We start from the raw sequence: 25722 nt of genomic DNA, 5'->3' as shown, positions 1-25722 counted from the left end.
CGACACCGGGCGCTCCACCCCTTTCCCCTTCTCCCGTCCGGGAACGCCCATGCCCTCGCGCCCGCGCGCCCTGTGGCCGCTCGTCGCCGTGTTCACGGCCGGCTACCTCGCCGCGTACCTCCTGCCGACCGTCGTCGGCCGCCTCTCCGCCGGTCTGGGACTCTCCCCCGCCCAGGCGGGCCTGGCCGGCTCCGGGCTGCTCCTCGGCTCGGCCGCCGCCGGGTTCACCCTCGCGTCGCGGGTGGACCGCCACGGGCCGCGCCGGCTGGCCCGCGCGGGCCTGCTGGTGGCGCTGACCGGCTACGGCTGCGCCGCCCTCACCTCCGCCGTACCGCTGGTCGTGGCCGGAGCGGTCGTCGGTGGCTTCGGCTCCGGTACGGCCACGGCGGTCGCCGCGGCCGGGATCGCGGGGCTCCGGGATCCGCACCGCGCCTCCACCCTGGGCCTGTTGTCGGTGTCCGCCACGGCCGGTGCCCTGTACCTGACGCTGCCGCGCCTGGGCGGCGGGCACACCCTGCCGTTCGCGGCGCTCGCGCTGGTCGCCGCCGCCGTGTGGCCCGCCACCGGCCGCCTGGAGGGCGGTCACGACACGGGTGCCGTGCGGGAGGCCGGCGCGCCGCTGCCGCGGCCCCGGGCCGGCCTGGTCCTGGCGGGCGCGATGGTGTGCTGGTCGATGGCGCAGAACGCCCTGTGGGGCGTCAGCGGCCGGATCGGCACCACCCAGGCGGGCCTGAGCGAGGTCGCGGTCGGCGCGGTGTTCGCGGCGGCGCTCGGCGCCGGGCTGCTGGGCGTCACCGCGGCCGGCGCGCTGGGCGCCCGGCTCGGGCGGGCGGTCCCCATCGGCGCCGGTACGGTCGTGATCGCCGGCTGCATCGCCGTGAGCTCCGCCGCCGAGGGCCTGGCCTCCTTCGCGGCCGGCGAGATCCTGTGGAACGCCTGCTACCCGGTCGTCCTGTCGTACCTGATCGGCCTGGCCGCCTCCCTGGACCCGCGCGGCCGCTGGGCGGTCCTGGCGGGCTCGGCGTCCTCGCTGGGCGTGGCCTGCGGCCCGGTCGCCGGGAGCGTCCTGTCGGAACGGGCCGGCTACCCCGGCATGGGCCTGGTGCTGGGCGCCCTGCTCGTCCTGCTCGCCGTCCCGCTGACCGCGGTGGCCCTGCACACCTCGGGCCGCCCGCTCGTCCCGGGCGCCGTCCGCCGCCGGGGCGGTGCCCCCACCGCGATCGTCGCGGGCACCACGGGCGCGGCGGCGGGCGTGTCCGCCCCGCAGATCGGCGCCCCGGAGCAGCCGGTCACCGAGTTCCCCGTCCGCGCCCTGGCCCCGCTCCTGGTCCGCCGCCGCGCCTACCGCCAGGCCGGCCCCTCGGGGCCCCGCTGACGAACGGCGGGCGCTCCCGAGGGGGACACGACCTAGCCGAACTCGTACGCCTCGACCTCGGCGAGGTACCGCGCCCGGCGGTCCTCGTCGTGGTCCAGGAACGACGCCAGGAACGAGTTGCGGGCCAGCTCGCGGAGCTGCTCCTCGTCCAGCCCCAGCGCCTCGTGGACCGCGTGGAAGGTGTCGCCCACGTAGCCGCCGAAGTAGGCCGGGTCGTCGGAGTTCACGGTCACGAGCAGTCCCGCCGCCATCATCGACGGCAGCGGGTGGTCCTCCAGGACGTCCACGGCCCGCAGCCGGACGTTGGACAGCGGGCACAGGGTCAGCGGCACCCGGTCGCGGACCAGCCGCTCCACCAGTTCCTGGTCCTCCACGGCCCGCAGCCCGTGGTCGATCCGCTCGACGCCCAGCACGTCCAGGGCCTCGCGGACGTACGCGGGCGGACCCTCCTCGCCCGCGTGGGCGACCTTCCGCAGCCCGAGCGCCCCGGCCGCCTCGTACACCTCGGCGAACTTCGACGGCGGGTGGCCCACCTCCGCCGAGTCCAGCCCGACGCCCGTGATGTGGTGCAGATACGGCTTCGCGGCCTGGAGGGTCTCCATCGCCGACTCGGCCGACCGGTCGCGCAGGAAGCACATGATCAGTTGTGTCGAGATGCCGTGCCGCTCCTCGCTGCGCTCCAGCGCCCGCGCCAGCCCCTCGACGACCGTGCCGAGGGGCACACCGCGCTCGGTGTGCGCCTGCGGGTCGAAGAAGATCTCGGCGTGCCGCACGCCCTGGGCCGCGGCCCGGGCCAGGTAGGCGTCGGCGAGCTCGGTGAAGTCGTCGGCCGTGCGCAGCACGGCCATCAGACCGTAGTACAGGTCCAGGAACGACTGGAGGTCGCTGAAGAGGTACGCCTCGCGCAGCTCCTCCGTGCCGGCGTACGGCAGCGCGACCCCGTTGCGCGCGGCGAGCGCGAAGGCGAGCTCGGGTTCGAGGGTGCCCTCGATGTGGAGGTGCAGTTCCGCTTTGGGGAGGGCTTCCGGGAGGTGCATGGGGCTCGGCCTTACTGGTGACGGGTGGGGAGCGGGACGCGGATCAGGTCCTGGGCGACGGTCAGCTCACCGTCGAACCCGGCCGCTCTCGCCTGCTGTTCGAAGAGGTCGGGGTCGCCGTAGCGCTGCGAGAAGTGGGTGAGGACGAGATGGCGCACCCCCGCCCCGGCGGCCACCGCGGCGGCCTGTCCGGCCGTCAGGTGGCCGTGGTCCTCGGCGAGCACGGCGTCCTCGTCGAGGAACGTCGACTCGATGACCAGCATGTCGCAGCCCTCGGCGAGGGCGTGGACACCGTCGCACAGCCGGGTGTCCATGACGAACGCGAATCGCTGGCCGCGCCGTACCTCGCTGACGTCCTCCAGGCGCACCCCGCCCAGCGCGCCGTCGCGCTGGATGCGGCCCACGTCCGGGCCCTGGATGCCGTGCGCGGCGAGCCGCTCGGGCAGCATCCGGCGCCCGTCGGGCTCGGTGAGCCGGTAGCCGAAGGACTCGACGGGGTGCGACAGGCGGCGGGCCTCCAGCGTGTACGCCCGGGTCGTGGCGAGCACGCCGTCGGCGGCGACCGGCGCCTCGGCCAGCTCCACCGTCTCGCGGTAGGCGGTCGCGTACCGCAGCCGGTCGAAGAAGCGCTGCCCGCTCGCCGGGTAGTGCGCGGTGACCGGGTGCGGGACCTGGTCGAGGTTGATCCGCTGGATCACCCCGGCGAGGCCCAGGGAGTGGTCGCCGTGGAAGTGCGTAACGCAGATGCGGTCGATATCGTGCGCGGCGACCCCGGCCCGCAGCATCTGGCGCTGGGTGCCCTCGCCCGGGTCGAAGAGGATGCCCTCGCCGTCCCAGCGCAGCAGGTAGCCGTTGTGGTTGCGGTGTCGGGTGGGCACCTGACTGGCGGTGCCCAGCACGACGAGCTCTCGTACGGACATGGCTGTCGCGACTACCCGGGGGGCCAGTTCAGACCGCGGCCGCCCAGCACGTGCGCGTGCGCGTGCCAGACGGTCTGGCCGGCGCCGGAACCGGTGTTGAACACGACGCGGTAGCCGCTGCCGTCGACCTTCTCGTCCGCGGCGACCTGCCCGGCCTCGCGCAGCACGTCCGCGGCGATCTCCGGCGCCCCGGCGGCGAGGGACGCGGCGTCGCGGTAGTGCGCCTTGGGGATGACCAGGACGTGGGTGGGCGCCTGCGGGTTGATGTCGCGGAAGGCGACGGTCGTCTCCGACTCGCGCACGACGGTGGCCGGGACCTCCCCCGCCACGATCTTGCAGAACAGGCAGTCGCTCTGCGGCTCTCCGGCCATGTCCTGGTCCTTTCTGTCTCCGGCTGCGTACGGGGGCACTCTATCGGCGGCCGGGGGCGCGTCTGTTGAGCGCCGACCTGCTGATCCAGTACGTCAGGACCACGCCCCAGAACAGCGGCGCGCCCAGTCCGGCGAGGACGCCCGCGCTCGCCGTGGGCAGCGCGAGGGCGACCGCCGACTCCAGGCCCAGCAGCGCCACGGCGCCGGCCATCCACAGCACCGGCGGACAGCCGCGGGAGATCAGCAGCAGGGGGCGCCGCAGCCGCGGCGGCACCCGCCGGAGCGTCCACAGGGCCCAGCCGCCCCACAGGGCCAGGAACACCGTCACCCCGACGGCCTCGGCCAGGACGGCGCCCGTGCCGGTGCCCCCGGTGCGCAGCCGCGCCGAGCCGATGGCGGCGGCCATGAACCCGCCCAGGGCCACCCAGCGGGCGCCGGCCGCGGTCCCCCAGGCCATGGTCTCCAGGTTGAAGCGGGCCTCCCGGTCCTCCAGATCGAGCGCGGCCGAGTCGACGAACCCCTCGGCCGCCCTGGTCCAGGCGCCGCGCCGGTACCAGCGGCGGCGCAGGTGCAGCAGGGACAGGTTGTTGTGCGCCTCGCTGCTCTCCGGGTTCAGGCGCAGCGCGTTCTCGTAGGCCCGCTCGGCGGTGCGGTAGTCCTTGAGCTGGTACGCCGTCAGGCCCAGCAGGAAGTGGGTGGCGTCCTCCTCGGGCCCCAGCTCGACGGAGCGCAGCGCCAGCGCGTACGCCTCCCGGCGTCGTGCCGGGTGCCCGGAGCGGGACAGGATCGTGCCGAGGACGTGGTAGCCGCTCCAGTGCCAGGGGACGAGGGCGAGGCCCCGCCGGGCGGCGTCCTCGGCGGCCGCCCACTGCGGCCCGCCGGCCGGTCCGTGGGCCAGCAGGTCGGCGCGGAGGAACCAGGCGGACGGCAGCTCCGGGTCGGCGCGCAGCGCCTCGTCGGCCAGGCGCAGCGCCTCGCCCCGGTCGCCGAGGTGGCGGCGGCAGCGGGCCAGCAGGGCGAGCGCCGGGGCGTCGTCGGGGTGCTGGGCGAGGTGCTGGGCGGCGAGGGCGGCGGCCTGTTCGTAGCGCTCCAGGTCGTACAGCGCCTCGGCCCGGTCCAGCGTCCGGGACGGCGGGGAGGACGGGGTGGGCGGGTCGGCCTGGGTGGTCACAGCTTGCGCTTCCTCTTCAGGTACGCGAGGAGGTCGTCGTACATGCCGCCGTCGTTGGCGAACGTCGCCACGTTGCGGGCGGCCGAGAACCAGGGGTCGGTGGACGGCCGGATCTGCCGGGCCGCGCCGAGCAGGTCCTTGGTGTTGATCATGCGTACGGTGCCGGTGCGGGCCGAGTCGAGCAGCGCGGTCTCGGCGGCGCTCTCGCAGACGTGCGCGAGGTCGGCGCCGGAGAAGTCCTCGGTGGCCTTGACGAGCTTGCCGAGGTCGACCGCCTCGATGGGGCGGTCGCGCAGGTGGTAGCGGAGGATCGCGTGGCGCGCGGCGGCGTCCGGCGGCAGGACCAGCAGGGTGCGGTCGAGGCGGCCGGGGCGGCGCAGCGCGATGTCCACGTCCCAGGGCACGTTGGTGGCGGCCAGCACGAACACGCCGTCGTTGCTGTCGGCGGCGATGCCGTCCAGTTCGGTGAGGAGCTGGTTGACGACGTTGCGCAGCCCGCTGTGGTGGCTGCGGCTCCGCTTGGCGCCCAGCGCGTCGAGCTCGTCGAGGAAGACGACGCACGGGGCCTGGGCGCGGGCGGTCTCGAAGACGTCGTGGACGTTCTTCTCGGACGCGCCGATGTACATGTCGAGGATGTCGCTGAGCGAGATCGACAGGAAGTTCGCGCCGAGCTCCCCGGCGACCGCGCGGGCGATGAACGTCTTGCCGCAGCCGGGCGGCCCGTAGAGCAGCAGACCGCCGCGGAGGCTCTTGCCGTACAGCTTGCGCAGCTCGGGGTTGCGCATGGGGGCGAGGAAGGCGGCCTCCAGGCGGTCCTTGACCTCCTGCATGCCGCCGACGTCCGCGAGGCGTACGGCACCGGGGGCGTCCACGTCCCAGGCGGTGGCGCCGCCCGGGTCGTCGCCGTGGCCGTCGGCGGTGAGAGGCGCCTCGGTCCCGTCGGCGAACCGGGGCGGGACGATGTCGCCGACCTCCTGCTCGGCGGCCGCCCAGTCGAAGTCCTCGCCGTGCCGGGGCGTCCGCGCTTCGCGGGGCGCCGGGGACGCCTGGTCGTCCGGGGCCCGCGGGGGCTCCGGCGGCGCGGGCGGCATGCCCATGGCGCGGCCCATCAGCGCGCGGGCCTCAGGGTCGCCGGGCGCGTGCTGGAGGGCGACGGCGGCCTCGCACACGGCTTCGTCGTTCCGCCCCTCGCGGAGAAGGAGTTCGGCGAGGTGCAACCGCAGGGGGACGTCGTCGGGTGCGGCGGCGACGGCGGCGCGCATGCTGCGGATGAGAGGAGACTCGTCGGACATGCCGCCACCTTACGGATCGCCCACGACAACCGGCCCGGTGGGCCCCGCCGTCGGAGCCCCGCCGGCGCCGGGCGGTCCCGCCGCCCGTGGCCGGCGCGGTCCGGCCGGGACCGGTGGGCGCGCGGAGGGTGGGCGCGCGGAGGCCGACGCGGAGCCCGCGGACCGGGCGCGGCGTCCACGCGGTGGGCGGGCGGCGGGCGTTCGGGCGCGGAGCCGGGCGGGGGCGTTCCGGTCAGGACCAGCGGCCGGTGCGGCCCAGGAGCAGGGCGGTGGCGGCCGTCCCGGCGGTCGAGGTGCGCAGAACGCTGCGCCCGAGCCGGTAGGGCTTGGCGCCCGCCGCGGCGAACGCCGCCAACTCGTCGGGCGACACGCCTCCTTCGGGGCCCACGACGAGCACGATGTCGCCCGTGGCGGGCAGTTCGGCGGTGGCGAGCGGCTCGGCGCCCTCCTCGTGGAGCACGGCCGCGAAGTCGGCGGCCGCGAGCAGCTCGGCGACCCGCTTGGTGCCGGCCGCGTCCGCGACGTCCGGGAAGCGGAGCCGGCGCGACTGCTTGCCCGCCTCGCGGGCGGTGGCCCGCCACTTGCCGAGCGCCTTCAGCCCGCGGTCGCCCTTCCACTGGGTGATGCACCGGGACGCGGCCCACGGCACGATGGCGTCGACGCCCGTCTCGGTCATCGTCTCCACCGCCAGCTCGCCCCGGTCGCCCTTGGGCAGGGCCTGGACGACGGTGATGCGCGGGGCGGGCTCGGGCTCCGTGCGCACCTCGGTGACCGTGACGTCGAGGCGGTCCTTGCCCTCGACGGCCGCGACGGTGCCGTACGCGCCCCGGCCGGCGCCGTCCGTGAGGACGATCTCCTCTCCGACCCGCAGCCGCCGCACGGACACGGCGTGCCGGCCCTCGGACCCGTCGAGCGTGACGGTCCCGCCGGTGACCCGGTCCACCAGGAAGACGGGGGCGGTCATGACGCCACGCTCCGCAGGGCGAGGGAGGCCGCGGCGGCGTCCAGTTCGGCGGCCAGGACCTCCACCAGGCGGGCGGCGGGCAGCTCGCGTGCCATCCGGTGCCCCTGCCCGGCCCACAGGGCCATGCCCTGGGGGTCGCCCGCCTTGGCGGCCGCCTTGCGCAGCCCGCTCGTCAGGTGGTGCACCTCGGGGTAGGCGGCGGGGGCGTACGGGCCGTGCTCGTGCATGAACCGGTTGGCCAGGCCGCGGGCGGGGCGCCCCGAGAAGGCCCGGGTCAGCTCGGTGCGGGTGAACAGCGGGTTCGTCATGGCCTGCTTGTGCAGGGGGTGGGCGCCCGACTCGGGGCACACCAGGAACGCGGTGCCGAGCTGGGCGGCCTCGGCGCCCGCCGCCAGGACGGCGGCGATCTGGCTGCCGCGCATCAGGCCGCCCGCGGCGACCACCGGAAGCGGCACGGCCTCCTTGACCTGCGCGACCAGCGACAGCAGTCCCGTTCCCGCCCCGCCGGTCTCCGGGTCGTCGCGGTGCGTGCCCTGGTGGCCGCCCGCCTCGACGCCCTGGACGCACACGGCGTCGGCGCCCGCCTCCCGCGCGGCCTGGGCCTCCTCCGGGGACGTGACCGTCACGACGGTGAGCGTCCCGGCCCGGGCGAACGCGGCGACCGTCTCGCGGGTGGGGCACCCGAAGGTGAACGACACCACCGGGACCGGGTCCTCCAGCAGGATGGCCAGCTTGGCCTCGTACCCGTCGTCCCGGCCCGCGTCGGGGTCCCCGAGCGGCGTGTCGTACCAGGTGGCCTCACCGGCGAGCTGGTGGCGGTAGACGTCCACGGCGGCGGGGTCGGCCTGCCCGGGCTGCGGCATGAACAGGTTCACGCCGAAGGGGCGGGGGGTGAGCCCGCGGAGTTGCTTGATCTCCTGGTACATGCCGTCGGCGGTCTTGTACCCGGCGGCCAGGAACCCCAGGCCGCCCGCCCCGGACACGGCCGCGGCGAGCTCCGGACCGGAGGCGCCGCCCGCCATGGGGGCCTGCACGATCGGGTACCGGCAGAGACCGGTCAGTGCGGAGGACATGCACGCATGGTGTCACGCCCCCGCACCCGTACCGAACCCACCGGGCTCACCGCCCGTTGAACGCGTCCTTGAGCCGGGAGAACAGGCCCTGCTGGCCCGGCTGGAACTGCCCCGTCGGCCGCTCCTCGCCCCGCAGCTTCGCCAGCTCGCGCAGCAGCCGTTCCTGCTCGGGGTCGAGCTTCGACGGCGTCTGGACCTCGACGTGCACGATGAGGTCACCGCGTCCGCCGCCGCGCAGATGGGTCACTCCGCGCCCGTGCAGCGGGATGGACTGGCCCGACTGCGTCCCGGGGCGGACGTCGACCTCCTCCAGCCCGTCCAGCGTCTCCAGCGGGCACTTCGTGCCCAGCGCGGCCGCCGTCATCGGAATGGTCACCGTGCAGTGCAGGTCGTCGCCCCGCCGCTGGAAGACCGCGTGCGGCAGCTCGTGGATCTCGACGTACAGGTCACCGGCCGGACCACCGCCCGGGCCGACCTCGCCCTCGCCGGCGAGCTGGATACGGGTGCCGTTGTCCACACCGGCCGGGATCTTGACCGTGAGCGTACGGCGGGACCGGACCCGGCCGTCGCCCGCGCACTCGGGGCACGGGGTGGGGACCACCGTGCCGAAGCCCTGGCACTGGGGGCAGGGGCGGGAGGTCATGACCTGGCCCAGGAAGGACCGGGTGACCTGCGAGACCTCGCCACGGCCGCGGCACATGTCGCACGTCTGCGCCGAGGTGCCGGGCGCGGCGCCCTCACCGGAGCAGGTGGTGCAGACGACGGCCGTGTCGACCTGGATGTCCTTGGTCGTGCCGAAGGCCGCCTCGTTGAGGTCGATCTCCAGGCGGATCATCGCGTCCTGGCCGCGCCGGGTGCGCGACCGGGGGCCGCGCTGGGACGCCGTACCGAAGAAGGCGTCCATGATGTCGGAGAAGTTTCCGAAGCCGCCCGCGCCGAAGCCGCCCGCGCCCGCGCCGCCCGAGGAGGACAGCGGGTCGCCGCCGAGGTCGTAGACCTGCTTCTTCTGCGGGTCCGACAGCACCTCGTAGGCGGCGTTGATCTCCTTGAAGCGCTCCTGCGTCTTCGGATCGGGATTGACGTCCGGGTGCAGCTCGCGGGCGAGCCTGCGGAACGCCTTCTTGATCTCGTCCTGGGACGCGTCGCGGCGTACGCCGAGTACGGCGTAGTAGTCCGTGGCCACTTACGACTCCGCCAGGATCTGTCCGACGTAACGTGCCACTGCGCGTACCGCTCCCATCGTTCCGGGGTAGTCCATGCGGGTCGGTCCGACCACGCCGAGTTTGGCGACTGCCTCGTCGCCCGAACCGTAGCCGACCGCGACGACGGACGTGGAGTTGAGGCCCTCGTGGGCGTTCTCGTGCCCGATACGTACGGTCATGGCCGAGTCCTTGGCCTCGCCGAGCAGCTTGAGGAGCACCACCTGCTCCTCCAGCGCCTCCAGCACCGGCCGGATGGTCAGGGGGAAGTCGTGCCCGAAGCGGGTGAGATTGGCGGTGCCGCCGATCATCAGCCGTTCCTCGGTCTCCTCCACCAGGGTCTCCAGCAGGGTGGCCAGCACCGTGGAGACGGTCCCCCGGTCCTCCGCCTCGAAGGACTCGGGGAGGTCCTGCACCAACTGCGGCACGTCCGTGAAGCGCCGCCCGACGACGCGGCTGTTGAGCCGCGCCCGCAGGTCCGCCACGGACGTCTCGCCGAACGGCGCGGGGCAGTCGACCATGCGCTGCTCGACCCGCCCCGTGTCGGTGATCAGGACCAGCATCAGCCGGGCCGGTGCCAGCGACAGCAGCTCCACGTGACGCACGGTGGAGCGCGTCAGCGACGGGTACTGGACCACGGCGACCTGCCGGGTGAGCTGCGCGAGCAGCCGCACCGTACGGCCGACGACGTCGTCGAGGTCCACGGCGCCGTCCAGGAAGTTCTGGATGGCGCGCCGCTCCGGCGACGACAGCGGCTTGACGCCGGCGAGCCTGTCGACGAAGAGGCGGTACCCCTTGTCGGTGGGGATGCGGCCCGCGCTGGTGTGGGGCTGGGCGATGAAGCCCTCCTCCTCCAGCACCGCCATGTCGTTGCGCACGGTGGCGGGCGAGACGCCGAGGTTGTGGCGCTCCGTGAGCGCCTTGGAGCCGACGGGCTCCTCGGTGCCGACGTAGTCCTGGACGATGGCGCGCAGTACCTCGAGTCTGCGTTCGCTGAGCATCGCGCGCACCTCCAGCTGGCCGTTGTTCCGTCTGCTGCGCTGGCACTCGCCCTGCCCGAGTGCCAACCATCCCCCGGCAAGTGTACGGCGCCGGGGTACGCCCCTAGCAAGGGCGGCCGACCACGCTACCGCGCGACGGCGCTGGTGGATGCCGATAGCGTCGCGGTATGGACGTCAGTTGGGAAGACTTCGGGTGGGAGCGTCTCGCCGACGGCGTGGGCCGCAAGAGGCTGCCCGTGTGGGACGCCACCACGGCGTTGGTGGTCGGCGAGGAGGGCGCCCTGCTCTTCGACACGGGCGCGACGCTCCGTGAGGGCGCCGCGATCCGTGCCCAGGCGCAGGCGCTGATGGGCGGCCGGAGAGTGACGCACATCGCACTGAGCCATCCGCATTTCGATCATGTGCTCGGCACGGCGGCGTTCTCGGGGGCGGAGGTGTACGGCGCGGTCGGCGTCGACACCGTGCTGATCCGGGACCGGGACGGGCTGCGCTCCGACGCCGTGCGGCACGGGGTCGGCGCCACGGACGCCCTGGAGGCGGCGGACGTCCTGGTGGCCCCGCACCACCTGGTGTCCGGCGAGTGGACCCTGGAGCTGGGCGGGCGCCAGGTGCTGCTGGCCAACGTGGGCCCCGGGCACAGCGGCCACGACCTGGCGGTGCTCGTGCCCGGCTCCAGGGACGTCGTCCTGTGCGGGGACCTGGTGGAGGAGTCCGGCGACCCGCAGGCGGGCCCGGACGCCATCCCGTCGCGCTGGCCGGCCGCCCTGGACCGGCTGCTGGAGCTGGGCGGCGGGGACGCGCTGTACGTGCCGGGGCACGGGGCGGTCGTCGACGCCGCGTTCGTACGCGCCCAACGCGATGAGCTGGCCCGCCGGTTCGGGGTGTCGTAGCGTCTGGCGAATGCGCGCTTACGACCCTGACCTGACGCCCTCCTGGAAGCGTCCGGCCCCGGTGCCGGAGGTACCCGCCGAGCCGGACCTGGTGGTCGAGGAGGTGAGCACCGGGTTCTGCGGGGCGGTGATCGGCTGCGAGGCGGGCACGGTGACCCTGGAGGACCGGTTCGGCAAGCACCGGGTGTTCCCGATGGCGCCGCGCGGCTTCCTCCTGGAGGGCCGCCCGGTGACGCTGGTGCGCCCGGCCGCCGCCCCGGCGCGCCCGTCGCGCACCGCCTCGGGCTCGATCGCCGTGCCGGGCGCACGCGCGCGTGTCGCCCGGGCGGGGCGCATCTACGTGGAGGGCCGGCACGACGCCGAGCTGGTGGAGCGGGTGTGGGGCGACGACCTGCGCGTCGAGGGCGTGGTCGTGGAGTACCTGGAGGGCGTGGACGACCTGCCCGCCATCGTGCGGGACTTCGGCCCGGGCCCCGACGCCCGCCTCGGGGTCCTGGTGGACCACCTGGTCCCCGGGTCCAAGGAGTCCCGTATCGCGGCCTCGGTGACGGACGCCCACACGCTGGTCGTGGGGCACCCGTACATCGACGTGTGGGAGGCGGTGAAGCCCTCGTCGGTGGGCATCCGGGCGTGGCCGTCCGTGCCGCGCGGCCAGGACTGGAAGACCGGGGTGTGCCGGGCGCTCGGCTGGCCCGAGAACACGGGCGCGGCCTGGCAGCACATCCTGTCCCGGGTACGGACCTACAAGGACCTGGAGCCGGAGCTGCTGGGCGCGGTGGAACGACTGATCGACCACGTGACGGTCGGCGACGCCGAGCACGTGTGACGGCACGGGGCCGTCGGCAGGCCCCTGGCGCGGGGTCCCTCTCGACGGAGGGCCCGTGTCAGTCGACCAGGTCCCGCACCACGGCGTCGGCGAGCAGCCGTCCCCGGAGCGTCAGCACGGCCCGCCCCTCGGCGTAAGGACCGGTGTCCAGGAGCCCGTCCCTTACCGCGCGCTCGGCGGCGGCCAGGCCCGCCGGCCGGAGCAGCGACAGCTCGCAGCCCTCCCGCAGCCGCAGCTCCAGCAGCACCCGCTCCACCCGCCGGTCCTCCTCCGACAGCACCTCGCGCCCCGCGCCCGGTGAACGCCCCTCCGCCAGCGCGGCGGCGTACGCGCCGGGGTGCTTCACGTTCCACCACCGCACGCCCCCGACGTGGCTGTGCGCCCCGGGGCCGGCGCCCCACCAGTCGGCGCCGCGCCAGTACAGCTCGTTGTGCAGGCACCGCCCCGCGTCCGAGGTGGCCCAGTTGGAGACCTCGTACCACTGGAAGCCCGCCCCGGACAGCACCTCCTCGGCGATCAGGTACCGGTCGGCGTGGACGTCGTCGTCCGTCATCGGCACCTCACCGCGCCGGATGCGCCTCGCGAGCCCGGTGCCCTCCTCGACGATCAGGGCGTACGCGCTGACGTGGTCGGGCCCCGCCCCGATCGCCGCGTCGAGCGAGGCGCGCCAGTCGTCGTCGCTCTCGCCGGGCGTGCCGTAGATCAGGTCGAGGTTGACGTGCTCGAAACCCGCCGCCCGCGCCTCCGCGACGCACGCCTCCGGCCGCCCGGGGGTGTGCGTGCGGTCGAGGACCCTCAGGACGTGCTGACGGGCGCTCTGCATGCCGAAGGAGATCCGGTTGAAGCCGCCCTCGCGCAGCTCGGCGAGGTACGCGGGGTCCACGGACTCCGGGTTCGCCTCGGTGGTGATCTCGGCGTCGTCCGCGAGCCCGAACTCGTCCCGGACGGCCCCCAGCATCGCCACGAGGTCGGCGGCGGCGAGCAGCGTGGGCGTGCCGCCCCCGACGAACACGGTCCGCACCGGGCGGGGGTCGTCGCCCAGGACCTTGCGGGCGAGCCGCACCTCGTCCGTCAGCGTCGCGGCGTAGTTGTCGCGGGAGGCGAGCACTCCGCCGGAGCCGCGCAGCTCGGTGGCGGTGTAGGTGTTGAAGTCGCAGTAGCCGCAGCGGGTCGCGCAGTACGGCACGTGCAGATAGAACCCGAGCGGCCGCTCACCGGCCCCGAGCAGGGCGGACGCGGGCAGCGCGCCGTCCTCGGGCATGGGCTCACCATCGGGCAGTACGGAAGGCATACCGCCCATTGTCCGTCACCGCGGGCGCTGCCTGGCCTGGAGCACCAACAGCGCGAGGTCGTCCCGTACCGGCGTCTCGCCGAAGGCGTGGACCGCGCGCTTGATCCTTTCCGCGACCTCGTGGGCCGGCAGCCCCGCGCAGCCGGCCAGGGCCTCGGCCAGGCCGTCCCCGTCGTCGAACATCCGGCCCGTGCGGGAGCGGCGCTCTGTGACGCCGTCCGTGACGCACAGCAGGGTGTCGCCGGGCGCCAGGTGGAAGGTGTGGCTCTGGTAGGCGACGTCGTCGACGACGCCCAGCAGCACCTGGGGCGCGGCGGCGGGCGTCACGGTGCCGTCCGGACGCAGCAGCAGCGGCAGCGGGTGGCCGGCGGAGGCGAGCGTGCAGCGGGCCCCGCCGCCGTCCTCGGGGGCGAGAGGGACGAGGTCGCCGTACAGGAGCGACAGGAACCGGGACTGCGGCTGGGCCGGGGGCGGTGGCGCGCCGGGCGGGTCACCGGCCGCGGCGACCATGGAGGCGGCGGCCTCGGCGGCCTCGGTGGCGTCGTCCAGGAGCAGCCGGTTCAGCCGGTCCAGGACGTGGCCGACCTCGTGGTCCTCGCGGGCGAGGAGCCGCAGCCAGGGGCGGGCCAGGCCGGTGACGACGGCGGCCTCGGGGCCGCTGCCCTGGACGTCGCCGAGCATGAAGCACCAGCGCCGGGCGCCGGGGCCGGCCTGGAACACGTCGTAGAAGTCGCCGCCCGCGAGCCCGTCGTCGCTCGGCTCGTACACGACGCAACTGTCGACGCCCGGGATGTGGGCCACCTGGCTGGGCAGCAGCCCGCGCTGGAGGATGCGGCTGATGGTGACCTGGCGCGTGTAGCGGCGGGCCGCGCCGATGGCGAGGGCGACGCGGCGGGCGAAGTCCTCGACCAGGGCGGAGACGGCGTCGGGGATACCGGCCCGCCCGCGCCGCCCGAGCAGCAGCGTGCCGAGCCCGTGACCTCCTACGACGAGCCGGTACGCGACCGCGGTGCCCCCGGCCGCCGCCCCGGCCGCCGGGGACGGCCCGTCGGCCCGGCCGGCGGCGGTGTCGTCGAGGCCGTCGCGCGTGACGTCGTCAGGGATGTCGTCGCGGCCGTCGTCCGTGGCGGCCCCGTGCGTGGCGTGGTCCGCGGCGGCGTCGTGCGTGTGGTCCGCGGCGGCGTCGTGCGTGTGGTCCGCGGCGGCGTCGGCGCGGCCGTCCCCGGGGCGGCCGTCCGGGCCGGGGGTGCCGTCCGCCGGGGCGGGGCGTGGCGCGTGCCGGCCGGCCGCGGCGCCGGCGCCGGCCCCGGCCGCGGCGCCGGCCGGGGCCGTCGGCCAGGGGATGGTGACGGGGCCCGTGCGGGGCGGGTCCGGCATGCGCGGCGGTTCCTTCTCCAGGACCGACCGCAGCGTCTCCAGGGCCGACTCGTCGGCGTGCCACACCCGGGCGAGCCGGGGCCCGCCGCCCCGCGTGCCGTCGTCCTCCAGCCAGAAGGCGCACCAGTCGGCCAGGCGCGGCACCAGGAGCTGGCCGGCGAGCGCGGCGACCAGGTCCTCGTCGAGCTGGCCCGCGAGCAGGTCGGACGCCTCGGCCAGGAACGACAGCGCCCCCCGGCCGGCCCACTCGTGGTCGTCGCGCACCACCCTGCGCGGCGCCGGGGCGAGGATCTCGGCGGCGCGCAGCCCGCGCCGGATCGCCGGCTCGCCGCCGGGCACGGGGCAGGCGTCCCAGCCGTCCAGGGGCAGCCGGCCCCAGACGGTCTTGAGGCCGGGGCGGTAGGTGATGCCCCAGCACTCCGCGAGCGCGGCGACCAGCCGCAGCCCGCGGCCGTACTCGTCGAGCCCGTCGTCGTCCTCGTCGAGCTGGTGGTCGTGGCGGACGGCCCGGGTGGGGTGGTGGTCGGAGACCTCCAGGACGAGGGCGGCGGGCCGGCCCTCGGCGGGGTCCTCCAGCCGGATCAGCAGCTCGACGGTGGTGCCGGCGTGGACGACCGCGTTGGTCACCAGCTCGCCGGCGACCAGGACGGCGTCGTCGGCGACCCGCTCGGTGATCGTCGCGGCGGCGGGCACCGCCAGGCCGGTCCAGTCGGCGAGCGCGGCGCGCACGAAGCGGCGGGCCGCGGACGGCGCGAGGGGGTTGCCCGGCAGGCTGGTGCGGGTGACGGACTGGCCCGGCGGCGGGTGGTGGGGCGGCAGCGGCAGCTCACCGGTGATCGCGCGCTGTGTCGGAAAGGACCCCACGTGCGGCTCCTCGTCGGCTCCTGGTTCTGCTCGTGGTCGGACACCGACAGGGTGACAGATCGAGCACGCACATAAGCACCGAGTCATCGAACTCGCCGACGCGAACGGGGCCGCGCGTTCCTCGCGCGGCCCCGCCTCGTCCCGGTCCCGCCCCCGTCGCCCCGGGAGCGGGAGGCTCAGACCTCCTTGGTCCCGGCGTACATCTCGTCGATCAGGTGCTTGTACTCGCGCTCCACCACCGGGCGCTTGAGCTTCAGGCTGGGCGTCAGCTCGCCGTGCTCGATGTCGAGGTCACGGGGCAGGAGGCGGAAGCGCTTGATGGTCTGCCAGCGCTGGAGCCCCTCGTTGAGCCGGTCCACGTAGCCCTGGACGAGCCGCTCCACCTCGGCGGTGGCGACGACCTCCGCGTAGGGCTTGCCGCCCAGTCCGTGCTCCTCCGCCCAGCCGAGGATCGCGGGCTCGTCGAGGGCGATGAGCGCCGTGCAGTAGTTCCGGTCGGCGCCGTGGACCAGGATGTTGGAGACGTACGGGCAGACCGCCTTGAACTGTCCCTCGACCTCGGCGGGCGCGATGTACTTGCCGCCGGACGTCTTGATCAGGTCCTTCTTGCGGTCGGTGATCCGGAGGTAGCCGTCGACGGACAGTTCGCCGATGTCGCCGGTGTGGAACCAGCCGTCCGACTCCAGGACCTCGGCCGTCTTCTCCGGCAGCCCGTGGTAGCCCTCCATGATGCCGGGGCCGCGCAGCAGGATCTCGCCATCGTCCGCGATCCGCACCTCGGTGCCGGGCAGCGGCTTGCCGACGGTGCCGGTGCGGTAGGCCTCGCCCGGGTTGACGAAGGACGCGGCGCTGGACTCGGTGAGTCCGTAGCCCTCCAGGATGTGGATACCGGCGCCGGAGAAGAAGAAGCCGATCTCGGGCGAGAGGGCGGCGGAGCCGGATACGGCGGCGCGCAGCCGGCCGCCGAAGGCCTCGCGGAGCTTGGAGTAGACGAGGGCGTCGGCGACCTTGTGCTTGGCGCCGAGCCCGAAGGGGACGGTCGCCCGGCCGGTGCGGCGGAAGTTGTCCTGGCTGGTCCGGGCGTACTCGCGGGCGACCTCGGCGGCCCACTTGAAGATCTTGTACTTGGCGCCGCCGCCGGCCCGCGCCTTGGCCGCCACGCCGTTGTAGACCTTCTCGAAGATGCGGGGCACGGCGGCCATGTACGTCGGCTGGACGACCGGCAGGTTCTCGATGATCTTGTCGACGCGCCCGTCGACCGCGGTGACGTGCCCGACCTCGATCTGGCCGGAGGTCAGCACCTTGCCGAAGACATGCGCCAGGGGCAGCCAGAGGTACTGGACGTCCTCCCCGGTGACCAGGCCGGTCGCGGCGATGGCCTTGGCCATGTACGACCAGTTGTCGTGCGGCAGCCGTACGCCCTTGGGGCGGCCGGTGGTGCCGGAGGTGTAGATGAGGGTGGCGAGCTGGTCGGCGGTGATGGCGGAGACCCGGTCCCTGACGGCCTCGGGGTTCTTCTCCAGGTGGGCGCGGCCGCGCTCCTCGAGCTCGGCGAGGGAGACCACCCAGCCCTCCGGGTCGCCGGCGTCCGCCTCGGCGGCGGCCGGGTCGATGACCACGACGTGGGCGAGGTTCGGCAGGTCGGCACGGCGCTCGCGCGCCTTGGCGAGCTGGGCGGCGTCCTCGGCGATCAGGACGCGGCTCCCGGAGTCGGCGAGGATGTAAGCGGACTCCTCGGCGTTGGTCTGGGGGTAGATCGTGGTGGTCGCGGCTCCGGCGCACATCACGCCGAGGTCGGCGAGGATCCACTCGACGCGGGTGGCGGAGGCGAGGGCGACGCACTCCTCGGGCCGTACGCCGAGGTCGACGAGACCGGCGGCGATGGCGTAGACGCGCTCCGCGGCCTGTCCCCAGCTCAGGGACCTCCAGTCGTCGGGGCCCTGGCCCGAGGCCGCGGGGACCGGGTAGCGGTAGGCCTCGGCGTCCGGGGTCTTCGCCACACGCTCCAGGAAGAGGTTCGCCACGGAGGGCGGTCGGGTCTCGATCAGGGTCTGTGTGTCGCTCACGACGTCCTCCGGGCGGCTTGCGGCAGGGCTGCACGACGGGATGATTGTTTAACTGGCGAGTAACCCTTGGGCGGGATCAGGTTAGAGCGCCGTCGTCCGCCATGTAAGGGCCTATGGCCCGGTGGTTCATACCCGCTTCATAACGACTCGGGCGCCGCCGCGCACGTCGCGGGCACGCAAAAGCGCCCGTCCGGTAACGAACGGGCGCCGTGCGGGCGGTGTGCGGGCCGCTGTGCGGGCCCGGCTACTTCTTGGCCTTGCCGCCGGCCGAGTCGTCGCTGGACAGCACCGCGATGAAGGCCTCTTGCGGAACCTCCACGGAACCGACCATCTTCATCCGCTTCTTGCCCTCCTTCTGCTTCTCCAGCAGCTTCCGCTTCCGGGAGATGTCACCGCCGTAGCACTTGGCGAGGACGTCCTTGCGGATGGCGCGGATCGTCTCGCGGGCGATGACCCGGGAGCCGATGGCGGCCTGGATGGGCACCTCGAAGGCCTGCCGCGGGATGAGCTCGCGCAGCTTGGCCACGAGCCGCACGCCGTACGCGTACGCCGCGTCCTTGTGCGTGATGGCGGAGAAGGCGTCGACCTTGTCGCCGTGCAGCAGGATGTCGACCTTGACCAGGCTGGAGGCCTGCTCGCCGGTGGGCTCGTAGTCGAGGGAGGCGTAGCCGCGGGTCTTGGACTTGAGCTGGTCGAAGAAGTCGAAGACGATCTCGGCGAGCGGCAGCGTGTAGCGGATCTCGACCCGGTCCTCGGAGAGGTAGTCCATGCCGAGGAGCGTGCCGCGGCGGGTCTGGCACAGCTCCATGATCGAGCCGATGAACTCGCTGGGGGCGAGGATCGTGGCGCGGACGACCGGCTCGTACACCTCGCTGATCTTGCCCTCGGGGAATTCGCTCGGGTTGGTGACGGTGTGCTCGGTGCCGTCCTCCATGAGCACGCGGTAGACCACGTTGGGGGCGGTGGCGATCAGGTCGAGCCCGAACTCCCGCTCCAGCCGCTCGCGGATGACGTCGAGGTGGAGCAGGCCGAGGAAGCCGACGCGGAAGCCGAAGCCGAGCGCGGCGGAGGTCTCCGGCTCGTAGACGAGCGCGGCGTCGTTGAGCTGGAGCTTGTCGAGGGCGTCGCGCAGCTCGGGGTAGTCCGAGCCGTCCAGCGGGTAGAGGCCGGAGAACACCATCGGCTTGGGGTCCTTGTAGCCACCCAGGGCCTCCGTGGCGCCCTTGTGCAGGGTGGTGATGGTGTCACCGACCTTGGACTGGCGAACGTCCTTCACACCCGTGATCAGGTAGCCGACCTCGCCCACGCCGAGCCCGTCGGCCGGGAGCATCTCGGGCGAGTTCGTCCCGATCTCCAGCAGCTCGTGGGTCGCGCCGGTGGACATCATGCGGATGCGCTCGCGCTTGTTGAGCTGCCCGTCGATGACACGGACGTAGGTGACGACACCGCGGTACGAGTCGTACACCGAGTCGAAGATCATCGCGCGGGCTGGGGCGTCGGCGACGCCGACCGGGGCCGGAACGTCCTTGACCACCCGGTCGAGCAGCGCCTCGACGCCGATGCCGGTCTTGGCCGACACGCGCAGCACGTCGTCGGGGTCGCAGCCGACGAGGTTCGCCAGCTCCTCGGCGAACTTCTCCGGCTGGGCGGCCGGCAGGTCGATCTTGTTCAGGACCGGGACGATGGTGAGGTCGTTCTCCATCGCCAGGTAGAGGTTGGCGAGGGTCTGCGCCTCGATGCCCTGGGCGGCGTCGACGAGCAGGATGGTGCCCTCGCACGCGGCCAGGGACCGTGACACCTCGTAGGTGAAGTCGACGTGACCGGGGGTGTCGATCATGTTGAGGATGTGAGTGCTGCCCTGGCCGGGCCCCTGGGTGGGGGCCCACGGCAGACGCACCGCCTGGGACTTGATCGTGATGCCGCGCTCGCGCTCGATGTCCATGCGGTCGAGGTACTGAGCGCGCATCTGCCGCTGCTCGACCACACCGGTCAGCTGGAGCATCCGGTCGGCAAGGGTGGACTTGCCGTGGTCGATGTGCGCGATGATGCAGAAATTGCGGATCAGCGCCGGGTCGGTACGGCTCGGCTCGGGCACGTGGATAGGGGTCGCGGGCACGCAGGGTCCTGATTCTCGAGACGCCGGGCGTCTCTGCTCGGGTCGACGGCGGATCGATACGTAGGTTCCATGGTCCCACGGACGGGGACCGGCGCTCGGTTTGGGCCGCTCGGAGGACGGCTGGTAGCCTGGGCAGCTGTGTCTCGTGGCCCTCTCAGCGACGTGGCACACATCAGAGAAATCCTTACGAACCTGAAAAGGCTCTTTCGTGGCGAACATCAAGTCCCAGATCAAGCGGAACAAGACCAACGAGAAGGCGCGCCTGCGCAACAAGGCCGTCAAGTCGTCGCTCAAGACCGCGATCCGCAAGGCCCGTGAGGCTGCCGCCGCGGGTGACGTCGAGAAGGCCACCGTTGCCGCTCGCGCCGCCTCCCGTGCGCTCGACAAGGCCGTCTCGAAGGGTGTCATCCACAAGAACGCCGCCGCCAACAAGAAGTCGGCGCTGGCCACCAAGGTTGCCTCCCTCCAGGGCTGAGCTCTTGATTTGATCGCCGGGACGGACCCAGCGGGCCCTCTCATCCGCTCCTGACCGGCACCCCGAGCCCGTACGCGGCCTGCGTTCGCCACGCGGGTACGAGCTCACCGAAGCATCACCCGAAGGCCCCGTCGCCCGTCCTTCCCCAGGACCGGCACCGGGGCCTTCGGCATACCCTCGCCCGCCGGACCCGCCGGACCCGCCGGACCCATCGGGCCGCCGGACCCGCCGGACCGCCGGATTCCCAGGCGCCGCCGGCCTCGCCGGGGCCTGGGGATCCGGGGGCGCAGGAGCCCCGAGGGGCCTGGGCTCCGGTATCCGCGAGCGGGTGACGCACTCCGGGGGCAACCCCCCGGGGCGATGCCCGGGGGCAGCGCCCCGGGCATCGCGGGTCAGCGGCGGGAGCGGGCGGCGCGGGCGATGGTGACGACGGCCTTCTCCAGCGCGTACTCCGGGTCGTCGCCCCCGCCCTTGACCCCGGCGTCCGCCTCGGCGACGGCCCGCAGCGCGACCGCCACCCCGTCCGGGGTCCAGCCGCGCATCTGCTGGCGCACCCGGTCGATCTTCCACGGCGGCATGCCCAGCTCACGGGCGAGGTCCGCGGGGCGTCCGCCCCGCGCGGAGGACAGCTTGCCGATCGCCCGCACCCCCTGGGCGAGCGCGCTGGTGATCAGCACGGGCGCGACACCGGTCGAAAGCGACCAGCGCAGCGCCTCCAGCGCCTCCGCCGCCCGGCCCTCCACCGCCCGGTCGGCGACGTTGAAGCTGGAGGCCTCCGCACGGCCCGTGTAGTACCGCCCGACGATCGCCTCGTCGATGGTGCCCTCGACGTCCGCGGTGAGCTGCGACACCGCGGACGCGAGCTCCCGCAGATCGCTGCCGACCGCGTCGACGAGCGCCTGGCACGCCTCCGGGGTCGCCGAACGCCCCAGCGCCCGGAACTCCCCGCGCACGAACGTCAGGCGCTCCGCCGGCTTGGTCGTCCTCGGACAGGCGACCTCCCTCGCGCCCGCCTTGCGCGCCGCGTCGAGCAGGCCCTTGCCCCTGGCGCCGCCCGCGTGCAGCAGGACGAGGCTGATGTCCTCCACGGGCGAGCCGAGGTACGCCTTGATGTCCTTGATCGTGTCGGCGGAGAGGTCCTGCGCGTTCCGCACGACGAGCACCTTGCGCTCGGCGAAGAGCGAGGGGCTGGTCAGCTCGGCGAGGGCGCCGGGCTGGAGCTGGTCGGACGTCAGGTCGCGCACGTCCGTGTCGGCGTCGGCCGCGCGGGCGGCCGCCACCACCTGCTGCACCGCGCGGTCGAGGAGCAGGTCCTCCTGCCCCACGGCGAGGGTGACGGGCGCGAGGACGTCGTCGGTCTGGTTCTTTCTGGTGGCCATCGCGAACCAGCATCGCACGGCCCACCGACAGCGCGGCCCCGCCCGGCGCCCCCTCCCGCCCCTCGCCTACGGTTCTTCCCGCCAGCCGTCCCACCGCGCCGCGAACGCGTCGAGGTCGGCGGCCGCGAGCCGCCCGTCCGGGTCCTCGACCACCACCAGCCACTGGGCGTCCTCGGCGTCGTCCTCACCGGCCAGGGCGTCCCGCACGAGCTGGGGCTCCTCCGTGATCGCGAACCGTTCCCCGAGCTCCTCGGCGGCCTCCTCGGCCGCGTCCCGGTCCGGCAGCACCAGCACATGTCTCACATCGCTCACGGGGACATTGTTCCCGTCGGCCGCTACGGCTCCGGCCCCGGCCCCGCCGCGGTGACGGCGCGCAGCTCCCGCCCCCCGCCCGTCACGGCGATCGCGCCGTGTCGGTCGGTGCTCAGCACCACCGCTCCCCCGGCCCGCAGCGCACCGACCGTGCGCGGTGAGGGATGGCCGTACGGGTTGTCGCGGCCGGCCGACACCAGGGCCAGCCGGGGCCTGACCCTGTCCATCAGGCGTGGGTCCTGGTGGGCCGAGCCGTGGTGGGCGACCTTGAGGACGTCGACCGGCGGCAGGTCGGGGTGGGCGCGCAGCAGGGCCCGCTGGGCCGGTGGTTCCAGGTCGCCGAGGAGCAGCAGCGTCGGGCCGCCGCCGACGCGGACGAGGAGCGTGACGCTGGCGTCGTTGGGCCCCTCGGGGTCCGGTCCGGACGCGGTGGCGCCGGGCCACAGCACCCGCCAGTCGAGCGACCCGATCCGCCGCCGCTCACCGGCTCCCGCCCGGACGACCGGCACCCGCGCCCCGGCGGCGGTCCGCCGTACGAACGCCGCCTGGTCGGCCGGGTCGAGGAGGCCCGTGGTCTGGATCGCCCCCACCGACCGGCCGCGCAGGACGCCCGCGAGGCCGGCGACGTGGTCGGCGTGGAAGTGCGTGAGGATCACGAGCGGCACCCGGCGCACGCCCAGGTCGCCGAGGCACCGGTCCACGGGCTCCGGGTCGGGACCGGCGTCCACCACCACGGCGGTGCCGTCGCCGGCCGCGAGGACCGTCGCGTCGCCCTGGCCGACGTCGCACATCGCGAACACCCAGTCCGGTGGCGGCCACCCGGTGACCAGTCTGGTGAGCGGCGGGGGCCTGACCACGGCGAGCAGCAGGAGCACGCCGCACGCCCCGGCCAGCCACGCCCGGTGCCGCGCCTTCCGCACCCACAGCACCAGCAGTCCCGTCACGGCGGCGAGCAGCAGTCCCCCGCCCCAGCCGCCCGGCCATGCCGCCTCCGCCCCGGGCAGCGCGGCTCCCGTCCGGGCCACGGACGCGATCCACCCGGCCGGCCATCCCGCGCACCCGGCGAGCAGGGCGGCCACCGGCGGCGCGACCGGTGCCGTGGCGAGCGCGGCGAACCCGAGCACGGTCGCCGCGGCCACGGCCGGCTCGGCGAGCAGGTTGCACGGCACCGCCACCAGACCGACCCGGGCGGCGAAGACCGCCACCACCGGGGCGCACACGGCCTGCGCCGCGGCCGCCGCGGCCAGTACCTCCGCGAGCCGCGGCGGCACCCGGCGCGCACGCAGGGACGCGCTCCAGCGCGGGGCGAGGGTGAGGAGCGCTCCGGTCGCCAGTACGGACAGCAGGAAGCCGTGGCTGCGCGCCAGCCAGGGGTCGTACAGCACCAGCAGCAGGACGGCGGCGGCGAGCGCCGGAAGCAACGACCTGCGGCGTCCGGTGCCGATGGCCAGCAGCGTGATCAGCCCGCAGGCGGCGGCGCGCAGCACGCTCGGGTCGGGCCGGCAGACCAGGACGAAGGCCAGGGTCAGCGCCCCGCCGAGCAGCGCGGTCACCCGCAGCGGGATGCCCAACCGGGGCGCGAGTCCCCCGCGTTCGGCCTTGAGCGCGATTCCGGGCGGGCCGATGAGCAGGAACAGCACCAGGGTGAGGTTGCTCCCGGAGACGGCCAGAAGGTGCGTCAGGTCGGTCGCCCGGAAGGCGTCGTGCAGATCGGGCGGGATGCGGGAGGTGTCCCCGACGACCAGCCCCGGCAGCAGGGCCCGGGCGTCCGGCGGCAGTCCGTCGGTCGCGTCCCGCAGCCCCGCCCGCAGGTCACCGGCCGTGCGCTGGAGCGCGGTCGGCGGCCCGGTGACGCGCGGCGGGCCCGGATCCACCCGCAGCACCCCGGCGAACGGTTCACCCGCGCGCCGCGGTGGCGCCAGCCGCCCCGTGAGACGCAGCCGGGTGGACGGCAGCAGCCGCTGCCAGCCGCTCCTGGCGGGCGACACGATCACCAGCACGGGCGTGCGGACCCGGGTGACCGCTCCGTCGGACGCCGCCACCCGGGTCAGGTCGGCGTCCAGCACGATGACGGCGGGCGCCACCCGCGGCCCGTGGACCCGCGTCCGGGTGAGCCGCGGATCGGACGTGACCGTCGCCTCGGCGGTGACGCGCGCGTGCCGCTCCACCAGCGCGGGGACGGGTCCGCGCCGCAGGTCGGCGCCGTGCAGTCCCGCGGATGCCGCACCGGCCGCGGCGCAGAGCAACACCGCCGCCGACGCGGTGGCACGGGCCCGCCGCCGGGGCGCCGTCCCGGGCGTGCCGCGCCGACCGCCCCGCCGGCCGCCCCACCGACCGCCCGGCCGGAGCAGCAGCACGGCTCCGCCCAGGGCGCAGAGCGCCACCCCCGCCACCGTCCACCGGCCGGGCGCGCCCAGCGCGAGCGCAGCCGCTCCCCACGCGGCCAGCGCGGGACCGACCAGGCGGACGTCGGTGGGGCCCTCCTGCCCGGGGTCGGCGGTGCCCAGCCGGGTACCCGACGCGGTGTGAACCTCGGGGCGGTTCACGGGCGTACGAGGGGCTGGAGGTCCGCGAACCGGCGCTCACCGATGCCGTTGACCTCACGGAGCTCGTCCACCGACCGGAAACCCCCGTGCCGGGTGCGGTACTCGACGATGTGCTGGGCCAGCACGGGGCCGACGCCCGGCAGGGCGTCGAGCTGCTCGGCGGTGGCGGTGGTGAGGCTGACCGGCCCCGCGCCGCCGCCCGGACCGGACGCCCCGGCGTCCCCCGTCACCCCGGACCCGGGTCCCGCTGCCGCCGGTGGCGGTGTGACACCCACGACGATGTGCTCGCCGTCCATGACCACGCGGGCCCGGTTCAGCCCCGTGAGGTCGGTGCCGGGCCCGGCTCCACCGGCCGCCCGCAGGGCGTCGGCGACCCGGGATCCGGCGGGCAGCCGCAGCACCCCCGGCCGCCGCACCTTGCCGCTCACGTCGACCACGACCGGCGGCGCCCCGGCCCCGGCACGGCGGGGCGCGCCCCCGGCCGGCCCGGCCGCCGCCGGTGCCGCCTCGACCACCTCGGGCGCCCGGACCGTCTCCGGCCGGCCCGCCCAGAAGTGCCGGCCGGCGAGCGCGGTGGCGACGACCAGCACCACGGTGAGCGCGACGACCGTCCGGGGTTCCATCCCGCACCGCGTGCGCAGCCACAGCGGCGCCCTGTCCCGCAGACCGAGCCGCCACCGCTCGCGCGGACCGGGAACGTTCTCCGGGGTCTCGTCCCCGCCCCCGCCGGCCCCGTCCTCCGCCGGGCCGGCCGACCGCTCCGACCACCTCCCGACGGCCGCGTCCACGAGGCCGGGCGCGGGACCGGCATCAGTGACGACGGCGGCCCTGTCCACCGCAGCGGCCGCCCCCGCCTGCACCGGAGCCTGCACCTCGGCGGGCACCGCGGCCGGCACCTCGGCGGGCACCGGAGCCGGCAGATCAGCGGGCACCGCGATCGGCGCCGCAACCGGCACCACAGCCGGACCGGACAGCGGGGCCCGCCCCGGCGGCGGGTGGGTCGCCGAGGCGCCCGCCCCGGCGAAGAGGGCGTCGGCGCGGCGGCGTGCCGTCACCGCGGCGCGCACGGCCGCCGGTCTCCCGCCGGGCCGGTGCCGTCCGAGGCGCCGGGAGCGCGCCCGGCCGTCGGTGCCGGGTGCCCGGCCGGGGCCGCTCGCCGCACGTGCAAAGAGCACCG

At 74.9% G+C, this 25722-nt stretch carries 21 protein-coding genes; 4 read left to right on the top strand and 17 right to left on the bottom strand.

What is annotated here, in order from left to right; all coding sequences use genetic code 11:
• Positions 1-49 precede the first annotated feature (49 nt).
• The gene (locus ACZ7LK_RS02195) at positions 50-1375 is read left to right on the top strand and encodes an MFS transporter (RefSeq protein WP_471137980.1); all 1326 of its coding nucleotides are present in this window, start codon (positions 50-52) and stop codon (positions 1373-1375) included.
• Positions 1376-1407: 32 nt separating this feature from the next.
• On the opposite strand, the gene ACZ7LK_RS02190 is transcribed toward ACZ7LK_RS02195, so the two are convergent.
• The 9 genes from ACZ7LK_RS02190 to hrcA all read right to left on the bottom strand — a co-directional run bounded on the left by ACZ7LK_RS02190 (position 1408) and on the right by hrcA (position 10403).
• Positions 1408-2412 carry an adenosine deaminase gene (locus ACZ7LK_RS02190; protein WP_469463976.1) on the bottom strand — a complete coding sequence of 335 codons (1005 nt, stop codon included), beginning with the start codon at positions 2410-2412 and terminating at the stop codon, positions 1408-1410.
• A gap of 11 nt (positions 2413-2423) precedes the next feature.
• On the bottom strand, positions 2424-3332 hold the full coding sequence (locus ACZ7LK_RS02185) for a ribonuclease Z (protein ID WP_392274841.1): 909 nt from the start codon (positions 3330-3332) through the stop codon (positions 2424-2426).
• Positions 3333-3343: 11 nt separating this feature from the next.
• Entirely contained in the window at positions 3344-3703 is a 360-nt protein-coding gene (locus ACZ7LK_RS02180; RefSeq protein ID WP_392274840.1) for a histidine triad nucleotide-binding protein, read from the bottom strand.
• A gap of 40 nt (positions 3704-3743) precedes the next feature.
• Positions 3744-4874, bottom strand: coding sequence for a tetratricopeptide repeat protein (locus tag ACZ7LK_RS02175; RefSeq protein WP_392274839.1), 1131 nt, complete (start codon positions 4872-4874; stop codon positions 3744-3746).
• Entirely contained in the window at positions 4871-6166 is a 1296-nt protein-coding gene (locus ACZ7LK_RS02170) for an ATP-binding protein (RefSeq protein ID WP_471137977.1), read from the bottom strand. The genes ACZ7LK_RS02175 and ACZ7LK_RS02170 overlap by 4 nt, the downstream gene beginning before the upstream one ends.
• A 232-nt stretch (positions 6167-6398) precedes the next feature.
• Positions 6399-7130: a 16S rRNA (uracil(1498)-N(3))-methyltransferase gene (locus tag ACZ7LK_RS02165; RefSeq protein ID WP_471137975.1), complete on the bottom strand. Its 732-nt coding sequence runs from the start codon at positions 7128-7130 to the stop codon at positions 6399-6401.
• Positions 7127-8203 carry a nitronate monooxygenase gene (locus tag ACZ7LK_RS02160; protein ID WP_392274836.1) on the bottom strand — a complete coding sequence of 359 codons (1077 nt, stop codon included), beginning with the start codon at positions 8201-8203 and terminating at the stop codon, positions 7127-7129. The genes ACZ7LK_RS02165 and ACZ7LK_RS02160 overlap by 4 nt, the downstream gene beginning before the upstream one ends.
• A 46-nt stretch (positions 8204-8249) precedes the next feature.
• Positions 8250-9386: a molecular chaperone DnaJ gene (dnaJ, locus tag ACZ7LK_RS02155; RefSeq protein ID WP_392274835.1), complete on the bottom strand. Its 1137-nt coding sequence runs from the start codon at positions 9384-9386 to the stop codon at positions 8250-8252.
• Complete coding sequence (gene hrcA / locus ACZ7LK_RS02150) at positions 9387-10403, bottom strand: heat-inducible transcriptional repressor HrcA (RefSeq protein WP_064071914.1); 1017 nt, start codon at positions 10401-10403, stop codon at positions 9387-9389.
• A gap of 167 nt (positions 10404-10570) precedes the next feature.
• Between hrcA and ACZ7LK_RS02145 the strand changes: the two genes are divergently transcribed.
• A complete protein-coding gene (locus tag ACZ7LK_RS02145) occupies positions 10571-11293 on the top strand; it encodes an MBL fold metallo-hydrolase (protein WP_392274834.1) in 723 nt (240 codons plus the stop codon).
• 10 nt (positions 11294-11303) lie between these two features.
• The gene (locus tag ACZ7LK_RS02140; protein ID WP_392274833.1) at positions 11304-12119 is read left to right on the top strand and encodes a DUF3097 domain-containing protein; all 816 of its coding nucleotides are present in this window, start codon (positions 11304-11306) and stop codon (positions 12117-12119) included.
• A 58-nt stretch (positions 12120-12177) separates the two neighbouring features.
• Here the strand turns inward: ACZ7LK_RS02140 and hemW are convergent, their stop codons facing one another.
• From hemW to lepA, 4 genes are all read right to left on the bottom strand, one after another.
• Complete coding sequence (gene hemW / locus ACZ7LK_RS02135) at positions 12178-13410, bottom strand: radical SAM family heme chaperone HemW (RefSeq protein WP_392274832.1); 1233 nt, start codon at positions 13408-13410, stop codon at positions 12178-12180.
• 15 nt (positions 13411-13425) lie between these two features.
• Positions 13426-15624, bottom strand: a complete 2199-nt coding sequence (locus tag ACZ7LK_RS02130) for a SpoIIE family protein phosphatase (protein ID WP_471138605.1) — start codon at positions 15622-15624, stop codon at positions 13426-13428.
• Positions 15625-15827: 203 nt separating this feature from the next.
• Positions 15828-17717: an AMP-dependent synthetase/ligase gene (locus ACZ7LK_RS02125; RefSeq protein ID WP_392274830.1), complete on the bottom strand. Its 1890-nt coding sequence runs from the start codon at positions 17715-17717 to the stop codon at positions 15828-15830.
• A gap of 244 nt (positions 17718-17961) precedes the next feature.
• Positions 17962-19833 carry a translation elongation factor 4 gene (gene lepA / locus ACZ7LK_RS02120; RefSeq protein WP_471137971.1) on the bottom strand — a complete coding sequence of 624 codons (1872 nt, stop codon included), beginning with the start codon at positions 19831-19833 and terminating at the stop codon, positions 17962-17964.
• Between the two features lie 208 nt (positions 19834-20041).
• Between lepA and rpsT the strand changes: the two genes are divergently transcribed.
• On the top strand, positions 20042-20308 hold the full coding sequence (gene rpsT, locus ACZ7LK_RS02115; RefSeq protein ID WP_064069563.1) for a 30S ribosomal protein S20: 267 nt from the start codon (positions 20042-20044) through the stop codon (positions 20306-20308).
• Positions 20309-20700: 392 nt separating this feature from the next.
• On the opposite strand, the gene holA is transcribed toward rpsT, so the two are convergent.
• The 4 genes from holA to ACZ7LK_RS02095 form a co-directional block, all read right to left on the bottom strand.
• On the bottom strand, positions 20701-21687 hold the full coding sequence (gene holA, locus ACZ7LK_RS02110; protein ID WP_392274828.1) for a DNA polymerase III subunit delta: 987 nt from the start codon (positions 21685-21687) through the stop codon (positions 20701-20703).
• Positions 21688-21753: 66 nt separating this feature from the next.
• Positions 21754-21999: a hypothetical protein gene (locus ACZ7LK_RS02105; RefSeq protein WP_469463980.1), complete on the bottom strand. Its 246-nt coding sequence runs from the start codon at positions 21997-21999 to the stop codon at positions 21754-21756.
• Positions 22000-22022: 23 nt separating this feature from the next.
• Entirely contained in the window at positions 22023-24545 is a 2523-nt protein-coding gene (locus ACZ7LK_RS02100; protein ID WP_471137968.1) for a ComEC/Rec2 family competence protein, read from the bottom strand.
• Positions 24542-25612, bottom strand: coding sequence for a ComEA family DNA-binding protein (locus ACZ7LK_RS02095; RefSeq protein ID WP_471137966.1), 1071 nt, complete (start codon positions 25610-25612; stop codon positions 24542-24544). The genes ACZ7LK_RS02100 and ACZ7LK_RS02095 overlap by 4 nt, the downstream gene beginning before the upstream one ends.
• Positions 25613-25722 lie beyond the last annotated feature (110 nt).

This window comes from Streptomyces sp. NPDC039423, assembly GCF_055598725.1.
The sequence above is the reverse complement of the archived record's forward strand: the minus strand, read 5'-3'. Positions and strand labels throughout refer to the sequence as shown.

Coding starts and splice junctions, on each gene's coding strand:
- ACZ7LK_RS02195 (WP_471137980.1), top strand. CDS start 50: ATGCCCTCGCGCCCGCGCGCCCTGTGGCCGCTCGTCGCCGTGTTCACG.
- ACZ7LK_RS02190 (WP_469463976.1), bottom strand. CDS start 2,412: ATGCACCTCCCGGAAGCCCTCCCCAAAGCGGAACTGCACCTCCACATC.
- ACZ7LK_RS02185 (WP_392274841.1), bottom strand. CDS start 3,332: ATGTCCGTACGAGAGCTCGTCGTGCTGGGCACCGCCAGTCAGGTGCCC.
- ACZ7LK_RS02180 (WP_392274840.1), bottom strand. CDS start 3,703: ATGGCCGGAGAGCCGCAGAGCGACTGCCTGTTCTGCAAGATCGTGGCG.
- ACZ7LK_RS02170 (WP_471137977.1), bottom strand. CDS start 6,166: ATGTCCGACGAGTCTCCTCTCATCCGCAGCATGCGCGCCGCCGTCGCC.
- ACZ7LK_RS02165 (WP_471137975.1), bottom strand. CDS start 7,130: ATGACCGCCCCCGTCTTCCTGGTGGACCGGGTCACCGGCGGGACCGTC.
- ACZ7LK_RS02160 (WP_392274836.1), bottom strand. CDS start 8,203: ATGTCCTCCGCACTGACCGGTCTCTGCCGGTACCCGATCGTGCAGGCC.
- hrcA (WP_064071914.1), bottom strand. CDS start 10,403: ATGCTCAGCGAACGCAGACTCGAGGTACTGCGCGCCATCGTCCAGGAC.
- ACZ7LK_RS02145 (WP_392274834.1), top strand. CDS start 10,571: ATGGACGTCAGTTGGGAAGACTTCGGGTGGGAGCGTCTCGCCGACGGC.
- ACZ7LK_RS02140 (WP_392274833.1), top strand. CDS start 11,304: ATGCGCGCTTACGACCCTGACCTGACGCCCTCCTGGAAGCGTCCGGCC.
- hemW (WP_392274832.1), bottom strand. CDS start 13,410: ATGCCTTCCGTACTGCCCGATGGTGAGCCCATGCCCGAGGACGGCGCG.
- holA (WP_392274828.1), bottom strand. CDS start 21,687: ATGGCCACCAGAAAGAACCAGACCGACGACGTCCTCGCGCCCGTCACC.